Origin of the sequence: Kitasatospora sp. MAP5-34 (genome assembly GCF_029894335.1) — a bacterium.
GTDB lineage: Bacteria > Actinomycetota > Actinomycetes > Streptomycetales > Streptomycetaceae > Kitasatospora.
On the sequence record NZ_JARXZC010000039.1, the window covers coordinates 1 to 15121 of the forward strand.

General features: G+C 69.7%; 14 protein-coding genes. 9 read left to right on the forward strand and 5 right to left on the reverse strand.

Annotated elements, in window-relative coordinates:
* The first annotated feature begins 292 nt into the window (after nucleotides 1-292).
* From mshD to pstB, 8 genes are all read left to right on the forward strand, one after another.
* Entirely contained in the window at nucleotides 293-1357 is a 1065-nt protein-coding gene (gene mshD, locus P3T29_RS26115) for a mycothiol synthase (protein ID WP_280719084.1), read from the forward strand.
* A 252-nt stretch (nucleotides 1358-1609) separates the two neighbouring features.
* Complete coding sequence (locus tag P3T29_RS26120) at nucleotides 1610-3823, forward strand: RNA degradosome polyphosphate kinase (protein WP_280719085.1); 2214 nt, start codon at nucleotides 1610-1612, stop codon at nucleotides 3821-3823.
* Between the two features lie 168 nt (nucleotides 3824-3991).
* Nucleotides 3992-5122, forward strand: a complete 1131-nt coding sequence (locus P3T29_RS26125) for a CHAD domain-containing protein (RefSeq protein WP_280719086.1) — start codon at nucleotides 3992-3994, stop codon at nucleotides 5120-5122.
* A gap of 140 nt (nucleotides 5123-5262) precedes the next feature.
* Nucleotides 5263-5670, forward strand: coding sequence for an NUDIX hydrolase (locus P3T29_RS26130; RefSeq protein WP_280719152.1), 408 nt, complete (start codon nucleotides 5263-5265; stop codon nucleotides 5668-5670).
* 374 nt (nucleotides 5671-6044) lie between these two features.
* Complete coding sequence (gene pstS / locus P3T29_RS26135; RefSeq protein WP_280719087.1) at nucleotides 6045-7175, forward strand: phosphate ABC transporter substrate-binding protein PstS; 1131 nt, start codon at nucleotides 6045-6047, stop codon at nucleotides 7173-7175.
* Nucleotides 7176-7368: 193 nt separating this feature from the next.
* Nucleotides 7369-8352, forward strand: coding sequence for a phosphate ABC transporter permease subunit PstC (gene pstC / locus P3T29_RS26140; RefSeq protein WP_280719088.1), 984 nt, complete (start codon nucleotides 7369-7371; stop codon nucleotides 8350-8352).
* On the forward strand, nucleotides 8349-9425 hold the full coding sequence (gene pstA / locus P3T29_RS26145) for a phosphate ABC transporter permease PstA (protein ID WP_280719089.1): 1077 nt from the start codon (nucleotides 8349-8351) through the stop codon (nucleotides 9423-9425). The genes pstC and pstA overlap by 4 nt, the downstream gene beginning before the upstream one ends.
* A 70-nt stretch (nucleotides 9426-9495) precedes the next feature.
* Nucleotides 9496-10272 (forward strand): phosphate ABC transporter ATP-binding protein PstB, encoded by a 777-nt coding sequence (gene pstB, locus P3T29_RS26150; RefSeq protein ID WP_280719090.1) that lies wholly within the window; start codon nucleotides 9496-9498, stop codon nucleotides 10270-10272.
* Nucleotides 10273-10500: 228 nt separating this feature from the next.
* On the opposite strand, the gene P3T29_RS26155 is transcribed toward pstB, so the two are convergent.
* The 4 genes from P3T29_RS26155 to P3T29_RS26170 all read right to left on the reverse strand — a co-directional run bounded on the left by P3T29_RS26155 (nucleotide 10501) and on the right by P3T29_RS26170 (nucleotide 13728).
* Nucleotides 10501-11496 (reverse strand): inorganic phosphate transporter, encoded by a 996-nt coding sequence (locus tag P3T29_RS26155; RefSeq protein ID WP_280719091.1) that lies wholly within the window; start codon nucleotides 11494-11496, stop codon nucleotides 10501-10503.
* Nucleotides 11497-11501: 5 nt separating this feature from the next.
* Nucleotides 11502-12122 (reverse strand): DUF47 family protein, encoded by a 621-nt coding sequence (locus P3T29_RS26160; RefSeq protein WP_280719092.1) that lies wholly within the window; start codon nucleotides 12120-12122, stop codon nucleotides 11502-11504.
* A gap of 256 nt (nucleotides 12123-12378) precedes the next feature.
* Nucleotides 12379-12627: a hypothetical protein gene (locus tag P3T29_RS26165; protein WP_280719093.1), complete on the reverse strand. Its 249-nt coding sequence runs from the start codon at nucleotides 12625-12627 to the stop codon at nucleotides 12379-12381.
* A 198-nt stretch (nucleotides 12628-12825) separates the two neighbouring features.
* On the reverse strand, nucleotides 12826-13728 hold the full coding sequence (locus tag P3T29_RS26170) for a hypothetical protein (RefSeq protein ID WP_280719094.1): 903 nt from the start codon (nucleotides 13726-13728) through the stop codon (nucleotides 12826-12828).
* Between the two features lie 209 nt (nucleotides 13729-13937).
* On the opposite strand from P3T29_RS26170, the gene P3T29_RS26175 reads away from it, so the two are divergent.
* Complete coding sequence (locus P3T29_RS26175) at nucleotides 13938-14123, forward strand: hypothetical protein (protein ID WP_280719153.1); 186 nt, start codon at nucleotides 13938-13940, stop codon at nucleotides 14121-14123.
* Nucleotides 14124-14144: 21 nt separating this feature from the next.
* Here the strand turns inward: P3T29_RS26175 and P3T29_RS26180 are convergent, their stop codons facing one another.
* Nucleotides 14145-14867 carry a phosphatase PAP2 family protein gene (locus tag P3T29_RS26180; RefSeq protein ID WP_280719095.1) on the reverse strand — a complete coding sequence of 241 codons (723 nt, stop codon included), beginning with the start codon at nucleotides 14865-14867 and terminating at the stop codon, nucleotides 14145-14147.
* Nucleotides 14868-15121 lie beyond the last annotated feature (254 nt).

Sequence of the window (15121 nt, forward strand, 5' to 3'; positions counted from 1 at the left end):
TAAGCCTCGTAGCGCCGATGGTACTGCAGGGGGGACCCTGTGGGAGAGTAGGACGCCGCCGAACAATCATTCACAAATGACCCCTCATCCGGGAATGGATGGGGGGTCATTTGCATATCCGGACCAATTCATTCCGGATGGACCCGCTTGGGCCGGCCGAATGCTGACCGAATGCCGTCGGCTGTTCACGTCACTCCGGTCGCAGCCGGCGTATGCCCGGACCGGCTGTGCGGCTCAAGTTGTGCGGCGCAAGCGCCTCACAGCCCGACCTGACGCGACGTAAGGTCGAGACATGACTGCTAACGCCAGCCCGAGCCCCCAGCCCCGTCGATCCCGTTCGGTCAGCCTGGGGCAGGTGGACAGTCTGGTGATCGCCTCCCCCGTCCTGTCGGAGGGCGAGTCCCGTGCGGCCGCCGAGATCCTGGGGGCCGCAGCCGTCGAGGACGGTCGGCAGGCGGTGTCGGAGCAGGGACGACTCCGGCTGAAGGCGCCGCTGCCCCGGGCGGGGGTCGTCCATCTGCTGCAGTCGGTCGTCACCCCGGCGGGGGGTGGGCATGAGGACGTCGGGTACGCGCAGCTGGAGGTTCCGGCAGCGGGCAGGGCGGGGACAGCCGAGCTGGCGGTCGCGCCCGGCCACCGGGGCGCCGGCTTCGGCCGACTGCTCGTCCACGCAGTGCTCGCCGAAGCCTCGGCCGCCAAGCAAGGCAATGACAGCAATGACAGCAATGACGCCGACGACCTCGACTTCGCCGTCGAGTTCTGGGCCCACGGCGGCCACCCGGCCGCCCGCCACCTCGCCGACGCCTACGGCGCCGAGCTGGTGCGCGAGCTGCGGCAGATGCGCCGCACGGTCGGGGCAGCCGACACGACCGAGCAACCGGTGCTGCCGGAGGGCGTCACCGTCCGCACGTTCCGTCCCGGGCGCGACGGGGCCGAGTGGCTCAGGTTGAACGCGCTCGCCTTCGCCCACCACCCGGAGCAGGGGGCCTGGACGGAGCAGGACCTCGCCGACCGGCTGGCCGAGCCGTGGTTCGATCCGGCGGGTTTCTTCCTGGCAATCAGGGATGAGCGGATCGTCGGGTTCCACTGGACGAAGGTGCACCCGGAGGGTCTCGGCGAGGTGTACGTCGTCGGGGTCGACCCGGCGGAGCAGGGCAACGGGCTCGGCCGGGCGCTGACGGCGATCGGCCTGCGGCACCTGGCCGAGGAGCGCAAGCTGGAGACGGTCCTCCTCTACGTGGACGCCGACAATTCGGCCGCTGTACGGGTGTACGAACGGTTGGGCTTCACCATCCACGAGGTGGATCTGATGTACCGCGTCTCGGGACACCGAACGGCCGAGCAGACAGCCGAGTGAACGGCTGAGCAGACAGCCGAGCAGACAGCTGAGCAGGCGGCGGAGCAGTAGGTCCGACCACGGGGGTGACCGCCTCAGCTTTCCTCCTGGCCATGCGGTGTTTACCGTGGATTAAATTGCCGCCGCGAAGATCACAGGATGACGTCCGTAGCGCCAAGCCCCAGCGCGGCCGGTGCGCAGGCCGGAAGCGGCGCGCGCCGAGCGAGCGGTGAGCACCGTCCGGACATCGTCCTGCTGGAGGAGCTGGAACCCATGAGCATCCCCCGCCCCGCCCCGCTGCCCGCGCCGAACCGGCTGTCGGCAGCGGTACCGCCCGCGCTGACCCGCGACGAGCTCGCCACGGTCTCCATGGCCGGTACGGCCGGTACCGACGCCGATCAGGACCCCGGTTCGGAGCTGCCCGACGGGCGCTTCCTCGACCGGGAGCGCAGCTGGCTCGCCTTCAACGAGCGGGTGTTGGAGCTGGCGGAGGACCCGCAGATCCCGCTGCTCGAACGGACCAAGTTCCTCGCCATCTTCGCGAGCAACCTGGACGAGTTCTTCATGGTCCGGGTCGCCGGCCTGAAGCGCCGGATCGCGACGGGTGTTGCCCAGCGTTCCGCGTCCGGGCTGCAGCCGCGCGAGGTGCTGGACCAGATATGGACCCGTTCGCGCGAGCTGATGGCCCGGCACGCGGCGGCCTTCCAGCACGAGGTGCTGCTCGATCTCGCCACCGAGGGGATCGAGCTGGTCCGCTGGTCCGAGTTGTCGGAGAAGGAGCAGGCACGCCTGCACACCCTCTTCCGGCAGAAGATCTTTCCTGTGCTGACCCCGCTCGCGGTAGACCCGGCGCACCCCTTCCCCTACATCTCGGGCCTGAGCCTCAACCTGGCCGTGGTGGTCCGCAACCCCGTCTCCGGGCACAAGCACTTCGCGCGCGTGAAGGTCCCGCAGTCGCTGGCCCGCTTCCTGGAGGCGTCGCCACAGCGGTACGTCCCGCTGGAGGACGTGATGGGGGCGCACCTGGAGGAGCTGTTCCCGGGCATGGAGGTGCTGGCCCATCACGCCTTCCGGGTCACTCGTAACGAGGATCTGGAGGTGGAGGAGGACGACACCGAGAACATCCTCAAGGCGCTGGAGAAGGAGCTGATGCGGCGGCGCTTCGGCCCGCCGGTGCGCCTGGAGGTCGAGGAGTCGATCGACCCGTACATCCTGGACCTGCTGATCCGGGAGTTGAACATCACCGAGGCGGAGGTCTTCCCGCTGCCCGGCCCGCTGGACCTGACCGGGCTGTTCGGCATCGCCGGGCTGGACCGGCCGGAGCTGAAGTACGCCAAGTTCGTGGCGGGCACCGCGCGCGGGCTGACCGACGTCGAGTCGGCCTCGCAGCCGGACATCTTCGCTGCGATGCGTGAGCGGGACGTGCTGCTGCACCACCCGTACGACAGTTTCTCCACCTCCGTGCTGGCCTTCCTGGAGCAGGCCGCGTCGGACCCGGACGTGCTGGCGATCAAGCAGACGCTGTACCGGACCTCCGGTGACTCGCCGATCGTGGACGCGCTGATCGACGCGGCCGAGTCCGGCAAGCAGGTGCTGGTGCTGGTCGAGATCAAGGCGCGCTTCGACGAGCAGGCCAACATCAAGTGGGCCCGCAAGCTGGAGGAGGCGGGCTGCCACGTCGTCTACGGGCTGGTCGGGCTGAAGACGCACTCCAAGCTCTCGCTGGTGGTCCGTCAGGAGGGCGACACCCTGCGCCGGTACGCGCACGTGGGTACCGGCAACTACCACCCGAAGACGGCCCGGCTCTACGAGGACATCGGGTTGCTGACGGCGGACCCGCAGGTCGGGGCCGACCTGTCGGACCTGTTCAACCGGCTCTCCGGCTACTCGCGCCGCGAGTCCTACCGGCGCCTGCTGACCGCCCCGCGCGGCCTGCGGGACGGCTTGGTCAGCCGGATCCACGGCGAGATCGCGCACCACCGGGCGGGCCGGCCCGCGTTCGTGAAGCTCAAGCTCAACTCGATCGTGGACGAGCAGCTGATCGACGCGCTCTACCGGGCCTCCCAGGCGGGCGTGCCGGTCGACGTGTGGGTGCGCGGCATCTGCGCGATCCGGCCCGGCGTGCCGGGGCTGAGCGAGAACATCCGGGTGCGCAGCGTGCTGGGGCGCTTCCTGGAGCACTCGCGGATCTTCGTCTTCGGCAACGGCGGCGAACCCGAAGTCTGGTTCGGCAGCGCGGACATGATGCACCGCAACCTGGACCGCCGGATCGAGGCCCTCGTCCGGGTCAGTGACCCGGGCCACCGCACCGAACTCACCGACCTGATCGATCTCGGCATGTCGGACGAGACCGAGTCCTGGCACCTGGGCGCCGACGGCAGCTGGACCAGGCACTCCCAGGACGCCGACGGCAGACGGCTGCGCGATGTGCAGGAACTGCTCATCGCCTCCCGGCTACGCCGGCGCAGCTCCGTCACCCCACGCTGAGCGCCATCCCGCGGAGTGCCATCCCGCTGAGCAGGACCGGCCGAGCAGGACCGGCCGAGCACCACCCAGCTGAACCAGACCCGCTGTACACCACCCACCAGTAGTCGGCCATCAGCCCCGGGAAACGGCTCCCGGGGGACGGCCCTCGGGGGACGAGGATTTCCAGTCATGACCGATGTGCCGATGACGGCTCGGACAGCGGCCAGCGCCGGCGCCACCAGCGCGGGTACCGTCGGGGAGGTCCTCTCCGGTCACCTCACCGCCCAGGCGGGCGCGTTCCTGCGCGCCCTGCCGCAGGCGGTGGGGGAGGCAGGTTCGAGACCGGGCGAGCGTTCGGTGGCGGCCGGGTCCGGTGCGGCTGGCACGGCGGAGCTGCTGCGGTGCGTCCGGCGGATCGGCGGGGCCCTGCACACCTTCGCGGCGGCCTTCGACTGCGGGTGGGCCGAGGAGACCCGGACGGAGCTGCGCTGGCTGCTCGACCTGCTCGCGCAGGAGCCCGCGTACCTGCGGCGGTCGGTCCGGCTGCTGGCGGCGCTGGACTCGCTGAGTGAGACCGACCCCGCCGGGCCCGGCATGCTGGCCGGGCACACCGGCGCGCCGAAGGCCCGCGCGCTGCTGGAACGCCAGCTCACGCTGGCGCGCACCCGGGCGCACACCGCTCTGCTGCAGGAGCTGCGGTCGGCCCGGCTGCACGCGTTGGCCGACCGGATGACGCTGCTGGCCAGTGATGTCCCGCTGCTCCCGTCGGCCGTCGCCCAGGACGGTGAGGTCCTGCTGCCGCAGGCCGCCGCCGCGCTCACCGCGCTCACCGCCGGGGCCCACCAGCTGCCGCTGCTGCGGGCCGCGACCCCGTACGGCGGGGAGGGCCTGCACCGGCTCGGCGCGCCGCAGGCCCCGCAGCCCTTGCTGCCGTCGGCCCGGGGACCCGAGAGCCCCGTCCGGCCCGCCGCCCGGGCCCAGGGGGTCGACGCCGACACCGTGGTGGCGGCGGACGACGCCCCGTGGCACCGGGTACGGATCCTGGTCAAGCGGGCCCGGTACGCGCTGGAGGTCTGCGGCGCGCCGTCGGAGGAACTGGACCTGCTGGACCGGACGCTCGACCGGCACCAGGAGGCCGCCGACGCGGCCGTGACCGTCGCCACGGCGGCGCGGACGCCCCGGATCACCCCGGCGACGGCCTACGTACTCGGTGTGGTGCATGCTGATCAGCGACTTGAGGTGGAGGCGGCACGGTACGCCTTCGGCCGCCAGTGGCCGAACCTCCCGCACCACGGATGGCATGAATGGGCAACCGCCTGAGCGCACCGCAGCGCTCGAACGGTACGAAGCGCGGTCCGAAGCTCGGTACGAAGGGCGTCGGCAACCGGTCGAAGAGGTCGAAGGGGCCGAAGGTGTCCAAGGCGATCCGGCGCGGGCAGACCGTCCTGGCGGCGGGGGCGGTGCTCTGGGTGCCCGGGCCGCCGAAGAAGCGCGGGGTGGGGCGGAAGAAGCCCCGGCTGGCGTTGATCCACCGTCCCAAGTACGACGACTGGAGCCTGCCCAAGGGCAAGCTCGACCCGGGCGAGGGCTGGCAGGAAGCCGCGCTGCGCGAGGTCCGGGAGGAGACCGGGTTCAGCTGCGTACTGGGGGAGGAGCTGCCCGCCCAGCACTACCTGGCGCAGGGGCGGCCGAAGGAGGTCCGCTACTGGGCGGCGGTGCCGACCGGCGGCTGCTTCATCCCCAACCGTGAGGTGGACCGGCTGGAGTGGCTCTCGCCGAAGAAGGCCCGCGCTCTGCTGACCCATGAGCGGGACCGGGAGCTGGTGGACGCGCTCCTGGAGTTGCTGCCCGACCGGGTTTCCGGCTGACTGGCCACATGACCTGTTATCCGGCCGGCTCACCTGTCACTTGTCACCTGTCACCTGGTCGGCGGGCCGGCCGATCTGGTCGCCTGACGGGGTTGTCACTTGACCGACCTATTGCCAGGTCGGGTTGCGGCCCGGTTCCGAGTGACCTTGCCGCGCCCTGCCTGTGACGCAACCGTTACTACCGAGGGTAGTTTCCTGCCATCCGTCCGAGGTTCACCCTCCGTTCATTTGCGACCGGCTGACGTGTCACTTACCCCGCCTAACTTCGGGGTTACCGGCGGGCCGCACAGGCCCCGGACCACAGCAAGACCTGCGCTACCGAGCCACTTCCGGCCCGGGCCGTGCGCGGGTTGTGCCACAGAAAGGGACACCCTGTGAAGCTCCAGCGGAACGGCCGCACCAAGGCCCTCGCAATCGGTGCCATGGCGCTCGTCAGCTCGCTGTCGCTCGCTGCCTGCGGCTCCGACAACAACCCCGCCCCGACGCCCTCGGGCAGCTCCGCCGGGTCCGCCTCCGCCGCGATCGCCTGTGGCAAGGGCGGCCAGCTGCTCGCCTCGGGCTCCACCGCGCAGGGCAACGCGATCGACGTCTGGAAGGCCGCCTACGGCAGCGCCTGCTCCAGCACCACGATCACCTACGGTGGCGGCGGCTCGGGTGCCGGTGTCCAGCAGTTCAACCAGGGCAAGGTCGCATTCGCCGGTTCCGACTCGGCGCTGAAGCCCACCGAGGTCGACGCGTCCAAGGCGGTCTGCAAGACCGGCCAGGGCATCGACCTGCCGATGGTCGCCGGTCTGGTCTCGGTCGTCTTCAACGTGGACGGTGTGAAGAACCTCGTCCTGGACGGTCCGACCATCGCGAAGATCTTCGACTCGAAGATCACCACCTGGAACGACCCGGCCATCGCCGCCCTGAACCCGGGCGTCACCCTCCCGTCGGCGCCCATCCAGGCGATCCACCGCTCTGACGACTCGGGCACCACCCAGAACTTCACCACCTACCTCTCCAAGGCCGGCGGCGGCAACTGGACCCACGCCCCGAGCAAGACCTGGGCGGGCACGGGCGGCCAGTCCGCTTCGCTGAGCGCCGGTGTCTCCGCGCAGATCAAGCAGGTCAAGAACTCGATCGGCTACGTCGAGCTCTCCTACGCCCAGATCAACAACCTGACCAGCGCCTCGATCGCCACCGGCGCCACCAAGCCGGTCGACGCCACCGCCGCCAACGCCGCGACCACCTTCGCCAACGCGAAGATCGTCGGCACCGGCAGCGACCTGTCGCTCAGCCTGGACTACGCGACCAAGGCCGAGGGTGCCTACCCGATCGTCCTGGTCACGTACGAGATCGTCTGCGACAAGGGCAACAACCCCGCGACGCTGGACACCCTGAAGTCCTTCCTGACCTACACGATCAGCGACGCCGGCCAGCAGGCCATCGGCGACAAGGGCTACGTCCCGCTCCCCAAGGAGCTCGCCTCCAAGGTGCAGGCCGTCATCCCGACCCTCGCCTGATCCCGCTCCACACGCACCACACGCTGAACCGCAGTACCGCTTGAACCGCAGGACCAACTGAACGACCGGCAGAGCGGCCCCCGAAGGGGGGCGGGGCCGCTCTGCCGGGGCCATTCCGAGCACAAGTCCGGGGCACCGCCGCCATGGTGCCGCCCTCCTGCAGGGCAGCGCCACCAGACCGGAGTAGACCACCATGACTTCATCCCCGCCTGCCGAGTCCGAAGGCAGGGTCCGCCGCAGCCGATCCGACAGTCGGCGCGGCGACAGCATCTTCTTCAACCTCTCCCGGGGCTCGGGCATCCTGCTGCTGGTCATCATGGCCGCCATCGCGGGGTTCCTGGCCTACCGGTCCTGGCTCGCCATCAGCAAGGACCAGGCCAACTTCCTCACCACCTTCGAGTGGACCCCGGACGCGGCCAAGCCCGTCTTCGGTATCGCCGTCCTGGCGTTCGGCACCGTCGTCAGCGCGGTCATCGCGATGGCGATCGCCGTCCCGGTCGCCATCGGCATCGCGCTCTTCATCTCGCACTACGCGCCGCGCCGGATCGCCCAGCCGTTCGCCTACCTGGTGGACCTGCTGGCAGCCGTCCCCAGCATCGTGTACGGCCTGTGGGGGGCGCTCTTCCTGGTTCCGCACATGGCCGGACTGACCGCCTGGATGGACCAGTACCTCGGCTGGACCTTCGTCTTCAAGCAGACGCAGCTGGGTGTCACCCCGCGCAACCTGTTCACGGTCGGTGTCCTGCTGGCGATCATGATTCTGCCGATCATCACCGCAGTCACCCGCGAGGTGTTCCGCCAGGTCCCTCGGGCGCACGAGGAGGCGGCTCTCGCTCTCGGCGCGACCCGCTGGGAGATGATCCGTACCGCTGTCCTGCCGTTCGGACGGCCCGGCATCATCTCGGCCTCGATGCTCGGTCTGGGCCGCGCGCTCGGTGAGACCATCGCCGTCGCCACCGTGCTCTCGACCAGCAGCGTCCTCTCGCTGCACGTGCTCGACCTGGGCGGCGGCACCTTCGCCCAGAACATCGCGCTGAAGTTCGGCGAGGCGATGCCGTTCGGCCGGGACGCCCTGATGGCCTCCGGCCTCGTCCTGTTCGTGATCACCTTGCTGGTGAACGGCGCCGCCCGACTGATCATCGCGCGTCGCAAGGAGTACTCGGGGGCCAACGCATGAGCGCCGTGACCACTGCTGACGCGCCGATCGTGCCGCAGCTGCGCCAGAACCTGACCACCGCCCGGCTGCCCAAGTGGGCTCCGGCCGGAGTCGCCGTCCTCTCCGTGGCGCTCGGTTGCGCGATCGGCGCGGGCGCCGGACTCGCCAGCCACATCCAGTGGGGTCTGATCGCCGGCCTGCTGTTCCTGGCGATCAGCTACGGCCTCTCAGCCTGGGTCGAGGGCCGCCGCCAGGCCAAGGACCGGTTCGCCACTTCGCTGGTCTGGGTCGCCTTCGTCATCGCGGTCGTCCCGCTGATCTCGCTGACGGTCTACACGGTCCAGCAGGGCGCCGGCGTCGTGGACGGCAACTTCCTCTCGCACTCGATGCGCAACGTGATCCAATCCGGCCCCGGCGGCGGTATCTACCACGCGCTGATCGGCACGCTGGAGCAGGTCGGCCTGGCCACCGCGATGGCCGCCCCGGTCGGTCTGATGACCGCCGTCTACCTGGTCGAGTACGGCCGGGGCCGACTGGCGAAGGTCGTCACCTTCTTCGTCGACGTGATGACGGGTATCCCGTCGATCGTCGCCGGTCTGTTCGTCCTCTCGGTCTGGAACATCCTCCTCGGCTTCGCCTTCTCCGGCTTCTCCGGCAGCCTCGCGCTCGCCATCCTGATGATGCCGGTTGTCGTACGCTCGACCGAGGAGATGCTCAAGCTCGTCCCGAACGAGTTGCGGGAAGCCTCGTACGCCCTCGGCGTGCCGAAGTGGAAGACCATCCTGCGGATCGTCCTGCCGACCGCGATCGGTGGCATCACCACCGGCGTGATGCTCGCGGTGGCACGTATCGCCGGTGAGACCGCCCCGGTGCTGATGCTGGTCTTCGGCGCCGACGCGATCAACACCGACCCGTTCAACGGCCCGCAGCAGTCCCTGCCGCTCTTCATCTGGCAGCAGTACGCCTCGGTCAACAACTCCTTCGGCTACGCCCGTGCCTGGGGTGCGGCGCTGGTGCTGATCGCCTTCGTGATGGGGCTCAACCTCATCGCCCGGGGCATCGCACGCTGGCGCTCGCCCAAGGCCGGACACTGACGACACCGACTGACGTACGACCGAAGTATTCATCAGCGGCTCCGCCGCGGGCGAGAGAAGACGAAGGATCATGGCAAAGCGCATCGACGTCAGCGGACTGTCTGCCTACTACGGCTCCACCAAGGCCATCGAGGACATCTCGATGACCGTCGAACCCCGCTCGGTCACGGCCTTCATCGGCCCGTCCGGCTGCGGCAAGTCCACCTTCCTGCGCACCCTGAACCGGATGCACGAGGTGATCCCCGGCGCCCGGGTCGAGGGCAAGGTGATGCTGGACGACGAGAACCTGTACGGCTCCGCCGTCGACCCGGTCGCCGTCCGCCGCACCGTCGGCATGGTCTTCCAGCGCCCGAACCCCTTCCCGACCATGTCGATCTTCGACAACGTCGCGGCCGGGCTGCGGCTGGCCGGTGTGAAGAAGAAGTCCGTGCTGGAGGGCGTGGTCGAGAAGTCGCTCAAGGGCGCCAACCTCTGGAACGAGGTCAAGGACCGGCTGAACAAGCCGGGCGCCGGCCTCTCCGGTGGTCAGCAGCAGCGGCTCTGCATCGCCCGCGCCATCGCGGTCGAGCCCCAGGTGCTGCTGATGGACGAGCCCTGCTCGGCCCTCGACCCGATCTCCACCCTCGCCATCGAGGACCTGATCGGCGAGCTGAAGTCGCAGTTCACCATCGTGATCGTGACGCACAACATGCAGCAGGCGGCCCGCGTCAGCGACCGTACCGCCTTCTTCAACCTGGCCGGCGTCGGCCAGCCCGGCAAGCTGGTCGAGCTGGACGACACCCAGCGGATCTTCTCCAACCCGTCCGTGCAGGCCACCGAGGACTACATCTCGGGCCGCTTCGGCTAAACACCCCCGGTGCTACTCCGTGGCGCTGCATGGCGGTGCCGCCGCGGAGTATGAGAAGGGCCCGCCCCCGAGACGTGGGGGCGGGCCCTGCCATTTGTCCTGCGGACAGCTCTTTGGGACCTTCGGGGGCGCGGGGACCTGTGCGACCAGGGCGCGACGTACGTGGACGGTTGCGCGCGCAGTTCCCCGTGCCCCTGTTCGGGTTGCTCCAAGCGTGAACAGTGACGCCTACAGGAAGATCAGGTCGGTGATCCAGTAGATCGCCGCTGCGACCAGCGCCGCAGCCGGCATGGTGATGAACCAGCCGAGGACGATGTTCTTGGCCACGCCCCAGCGGACCGCGCGGACCCGCTTGGTGGCGCCCACACCCATGATCGCGGAGGTGATCACGTGGGTGGTGGAGATCGGGGCCTTGAAGACGTACGAGCTGATGTACATGACCGTCGCGGCGGTGCTCTCCGCAGCGAAGCCCTGCGGCGGGTCCAGCTCGATGATCTTGCGGCCGAGCGTCCGCATGATCCGCCAGCCACCCGCGTAGGTGCCCAGCGAGAGCATGGTCGCGCAGGAGACCTTCACCCAGATCGGGATGCCGTTGCCGTGCTGGTGGCCCGAGATGGTGAGGGCCATCACGACGATGCCCATGGTCTTCTGGGCGTCCTGCAGACCGTGCGCGAGGGCCATGGCGGCGGCCGACGCGGTCTGGGCGACCCGGAAGTTGCGCTTGGCCTTGTGCGGGTTGGCGCGGCGGAAGATCCACAGGATGGCCAGCATCACCAGGTAGCCGACCACCAGGCCGACGACCGGCGACAGGAACATCGGGATGATGATCTTGTCGATGACGCCGTGCCAGATCACTCCGGTGCCGCCGGCCAGGGCCGCTCCGACCAGGCCGCCGAAGAGCGCGTGCGAGGAGGAGGACGGGAGGCCGTAGTACCAGGTGACCAGGTTCCAGACGATCGCACCGACCAGCGCGCCGAACAGGATCGCCATGCCCTGGCTGCCGTGCGGCGTGTCGATCAGGCCCTTGGACACCGTGCTCGCCACGCCGCTGCCGAGGAAGGCACCGGCCAGGTTCATCACGGCGGCCATCGCGAGCGCGGCCTTCGGGGTCAGTGCCCGGGTGGAGACCGAGGTGGCGATGGCGTTCGCCGAGTCGTGGAAGCCGTTGGTGTAGGTGAAGAAGAACGCCACACCGAGGACGGCGATGAGTGCTGCCATGTCCACGCTGGTCAGGACTCCTTGACGGCGATGGTCTCCACCGTGTTGGCGACGTGCTCGAACGCGTCGGCCGCCTCTTCGAGCACGTCCACGACCTGCTTGAGCTTCAGCACCTCGATGGCCTCGTACTGGCCGCTGAAGAGGTGGGCGAGCAGCTTGCGGTGGATCTGGTCCGCCTGGTTCTCCAGCCGGTTGATCTCGATCCAGTACTCGGTGAGGTTCGACATGCTGCGCAGGTTCGGCATCGCCTCGGCCGTCAGCTCGGCGGCGCGGGCCAGCACCTCGATCTGCTGCTCGACGCCCTTGGGGAGGGTCTGGATGTCGTACAGCACGACCAGGTCGACCGCCTCCTCCATGAAGTCCATGATGTCGTCCAGCGACGAGGCGAGGTTGTAGATGTCCTCGCGGTCGAAGGGCGTGATGAAGGAGGAGTTCAGCTGGTGGAACACCGCATGGGTGGTGTCGTCGCCAGCGTGCTCGGCGGCGCGCATGCGCTCGACGATCTCCGCGCGGCCGGACACGTCTGAACCCAGCAGTTCCAGCAGGAGCTTCGATCCGACGACGAGGTTCTCCGCGGCTGCGGCGAACATGTCGTAGAAGCTCGTCTCCTTCGGGGTCAGGCTAAAACGCACGGAAATCTCCGATGTGCGGGGTAGGGACTGAACGATGCTAGGCGCACTCCGCCCGAACCACGCAAACGGGGTGACGCCGTAGAACCGGATGTTCCCCTTCCGGACGGTGGGCAGACCGATGAACCGGGCCTGCACGGCAGCGTGCAGAGCAAGCCCTCAGTCTGACGGAACCTCCGCCGGATTGGGCCCGCCCTGTGCCCAGGTTACGACCGCTGCCGCTCGTACGGGGTAACAGTCGGGGGCGGTTGAGACCGGGTCAGACTGATCCGACGTCGGTCCCCGGGGCGTCCCCCGGGACGGTCTCCGCGCTGCTCCCCGCATCCTCACCGGCGTCACGCGCGTCATCGTCCTGGCCGTGCTCGAGCAGCACCTGGTCGATCCGCTCGGGGGCCAGCCGCTCCTCGGGGCTGGCGGTCGCAGCGATCATCAGCTCGCCCGCCAGCTCGATCTCGTCGAGCGCTGCCTGGTCGTGGGCGCCCCTGCGGGCTTCCGAGGATGCGACCATCTGCCAACCACCCCCTCCGACCGTGCCCGGCAACGGGGCAGTGGCCCCCAGGTCCAGCGTAGGCAGCAGGCGCTCCGCGACCCATGGCACGGACGGGTCATCTCTGCCGCCGCAGGAACTATTTCGGCTGCGGCTGGGGGCAGGTCGGGAGCCGGGGCGGGCGCGGTGGCCGGTCGGTCCGGTGCGGTCCCGGCCGGGCTACTTGGCGGGCGCCGTGGCCGGGGCCGAGGACGGCAGCGTGTACAGCTCGTCGGCGGTCGGTTCGACCGCGTCGACCGGCTTGCCGAAGTCGGCGAGGGTGACCGTCGACACCACCTTGACCTGGTCCTTGGGGTCCTTGGAGCCGGCCACCCCGGCGAAGCCGAAGTTCTCCACCACCTTGTGCACCCGGCCCTGTTGGTCGAGCCAGACCTCGTACGGGATCTCCTTGACGGTGAAGGTCTGGGCGGCCATCCGCAGTCCGTCCGCGCCGCGCCCACCGGTCGCGTCGGCGGCCTTGGCCAGGTCGAGGGTGCCCTTGTAGTGCTTGAGCTCCAGACCGTCGGCCGACTCGCTGGCGACCAGCTCCGCCTTCTGCACCCCGCGCAGTGCGCCGGTCGCGCTCGCCGGGTCGGTGGCGCCGCTGCTCACCAGGTTGCCGTCGGGCAGTTGACGGACGTCCAGCTTGACCCACTTGCCCTCGGGGATCTTGGCCGCGCTGTTCTGCAGGTAGACGATGCCGGGCAGGACCACCTCGGTGATCTTGCCGGTGGTAGCCGCCCCCGGCGGGATGTCGACCTCCAGCTTGCCGATCCGCTTCACGTAGTCGTACCCGCCGGTGCCGCTGAACGCGGCCTTCTTGTCACCGGCCTCGGTGGTCAGCTGAGTGCTGGCGTGGATCGATCCGGTCCGTCCGGTGATGTCGGCGGCGTTGCGCACGGCCGTCAGCGGATCAGCCGAGAGCTGGTCGGCCGAGACGCTCTGCGGCCGGCTCGCGCCGCTGCCGCCGCAGGCGGTGAGGGCGGCGGCCAGCAGGGCCACGGCGGTGGCGGTACGGGCGGCCCGTGGCAGCGGCGCGAGCGGACGGCTCAGGCCCGGCGTCACCGGCGTCGTCGGTGTCATGAGCGGCATCGGCTGCGCCGGCTTCTTCGGATTCTTCACGATCGAGACAACCCCCTCGGGCCCTGTGCCCGGCAAGCCACCACCCCGGGTGGGCAGAGCGCTTGATCCTCAAACGAGTTGGGGTGGGGACGGTTACGCGGGGACCGGCGTGCGGAGTTAGTCGTGCGCCGGGGGAGAACCGGGCTACGGTGGCGCACGTGCACAGCGAGCTGCCGGTCCGCACCGGCGCAGCCCCCGAGTCCGTTCACCGTGTGACGATCGAGGAGCGCGGTTCCTTCTGCTTCGCTACCTGCAGCTGCGGCTGGTTCGCCCCCGGGCGCAGATCGCGCGACCGCTCCCGGCGGGACGCCAGCGAGCACCTGGCCCAGGAGGGGCAGGACGTGCCGGAGGGCTGACCCCCCTACCCGCGGAGGCTCTCAGGCGGCGAGGTCCGAGTCCTGGGCGGGCTCGTCGGGGCGGGCCGTGCCGCGTCGGCGGCGGCCCTGTTCGGCGCCGCGTCGGCGGCCGCCGGTGGTCTGCGGGGTGGCGGCCACCAGCAGCGGGCCGAACTTCGTCCGGGCCAGCGAGTGGCAGAGCGGTACCAGTACGGCCATCGCGATCGGGGCGAGCAGCAGCACCACGGCGGCGGCCAGCGCGTAGCCGCCGATGACGTCGGTCGGGTAGTGGACGCCCATGAACATCCGGCAGAAGCCCTGCATCAGCGCGAGCACACCGGCGATCAGGCCGAGCCGCCGGTTGGCCAGGTACAGGCCGATCGCGATGGCCATCGACATGGCGGAGTGGTCGCTGACGAACGACAGCGTGCCGGCCTTGCCGCTGATCAGGACGTCCAGGCCGGGGTGGTCCACGAAGGGGCGCGGCCGGTCGACGATCGAGGAGATCGGCAGGTTGGCCAGCTCGCAGACGGCGGCCGCGAGGGGTGCCCAGAGCACTGCGGCCACGGCGACGGGGCCGCCCGGGCTGCGGCGCGCCTGCAGCCACCCGACGGCGCAGAGGGCCGCCAGGCCGAGCAGGATGCCGTACTCGCCGATCAGCGAGACCGTGGTGTCCAGCCAGCCGGGGGAGGACTTGGCCAGGTCGTTGACGGCCCGGAGCACGCTGAGATCCAGGCCGGACGTGTCGGCAAGCAGCGTCGACACGCCGCACCTCCCTGTTGGTCCGCTCTGTTCGAACGGCGGTTCATCGTTATTGGTCAGTGGTCAAGCCAGTGGGTTCAGTAAGTCAGCGGTGCCTGCGCGCGATGAGTCGTATGACGACCTGCATCGCGTCGTGCACCACCGGACACAACGTCACCTGCGGGACACAGGGTTCCATAGAAACTCGCTGTTATCGAAACTTGACTGACTGTCCACGCCACTCGCACACTGCCGCCACGCCTCGCCACCCCACCGGA

What these genes read in the sequence shown, in the direction of transcription:
- mshD (WP_280719084.1), top strand. Translation starts at nt 293, where the DNA reads ATGACTGCTAACGCCAGCCCGAGCCCCCAGCCCCGTCGATCCCGTTCG.
- P3T29_RS26120 (WP_280719085.1), top strand. Translation starts at nt 1,610, where the DNA reads ATGAGCATCCCCCGCCCCGCCCCGCTGCCCGCGCCGAACCGGCTGTCG.
- P3T29_RS26125 (WP_280719086.1), top strand. Translation starts at nt 3,992, where the DNA reads ATGACCGATGTGCCGATGACGGCTCGGACAGCGGCCAGCGCCGGCGCC.
- pstC (WP_280719088.1), top strand. Translation starts at nt 7,369, where the DNA reads ATGACTTCATCCCCGCCTGCCGAGTCCGAAGGCAGGGTCCGCCGCAGC.
- pstA (WP_280719089.1), top strand. Translation starts at nt 8,349, where the DNA reads ATGAGCGCCGTGACCACTGCTGACGCGCCGATCGTGCCGCAGCTGCGC.
- pstB (WP_280719090.1), top strand. Translation starts at nt 9,496, where the DNA reads ATGGCAAAGCGCATCGACGTCAGCGGACTGTCTGCCTACTACGGCTCC.
- P3T29_RS26165 (WP_280719093.1), bottom strand. Translation starts at nt 12,627, where the DNA reads ATGGTCGCATCCTCGGAAGCCCGCAGGGGCGCCCACGACCAGGCAGCG.
- P3T29_RS26170 (WP_280719094.1), bottom strand. Translation starts at nt 13,728, where the DNA reads ATGACACCGACGACGCCGGTGACGCCGGGCCTGAGCCGTCCGCTCGCG.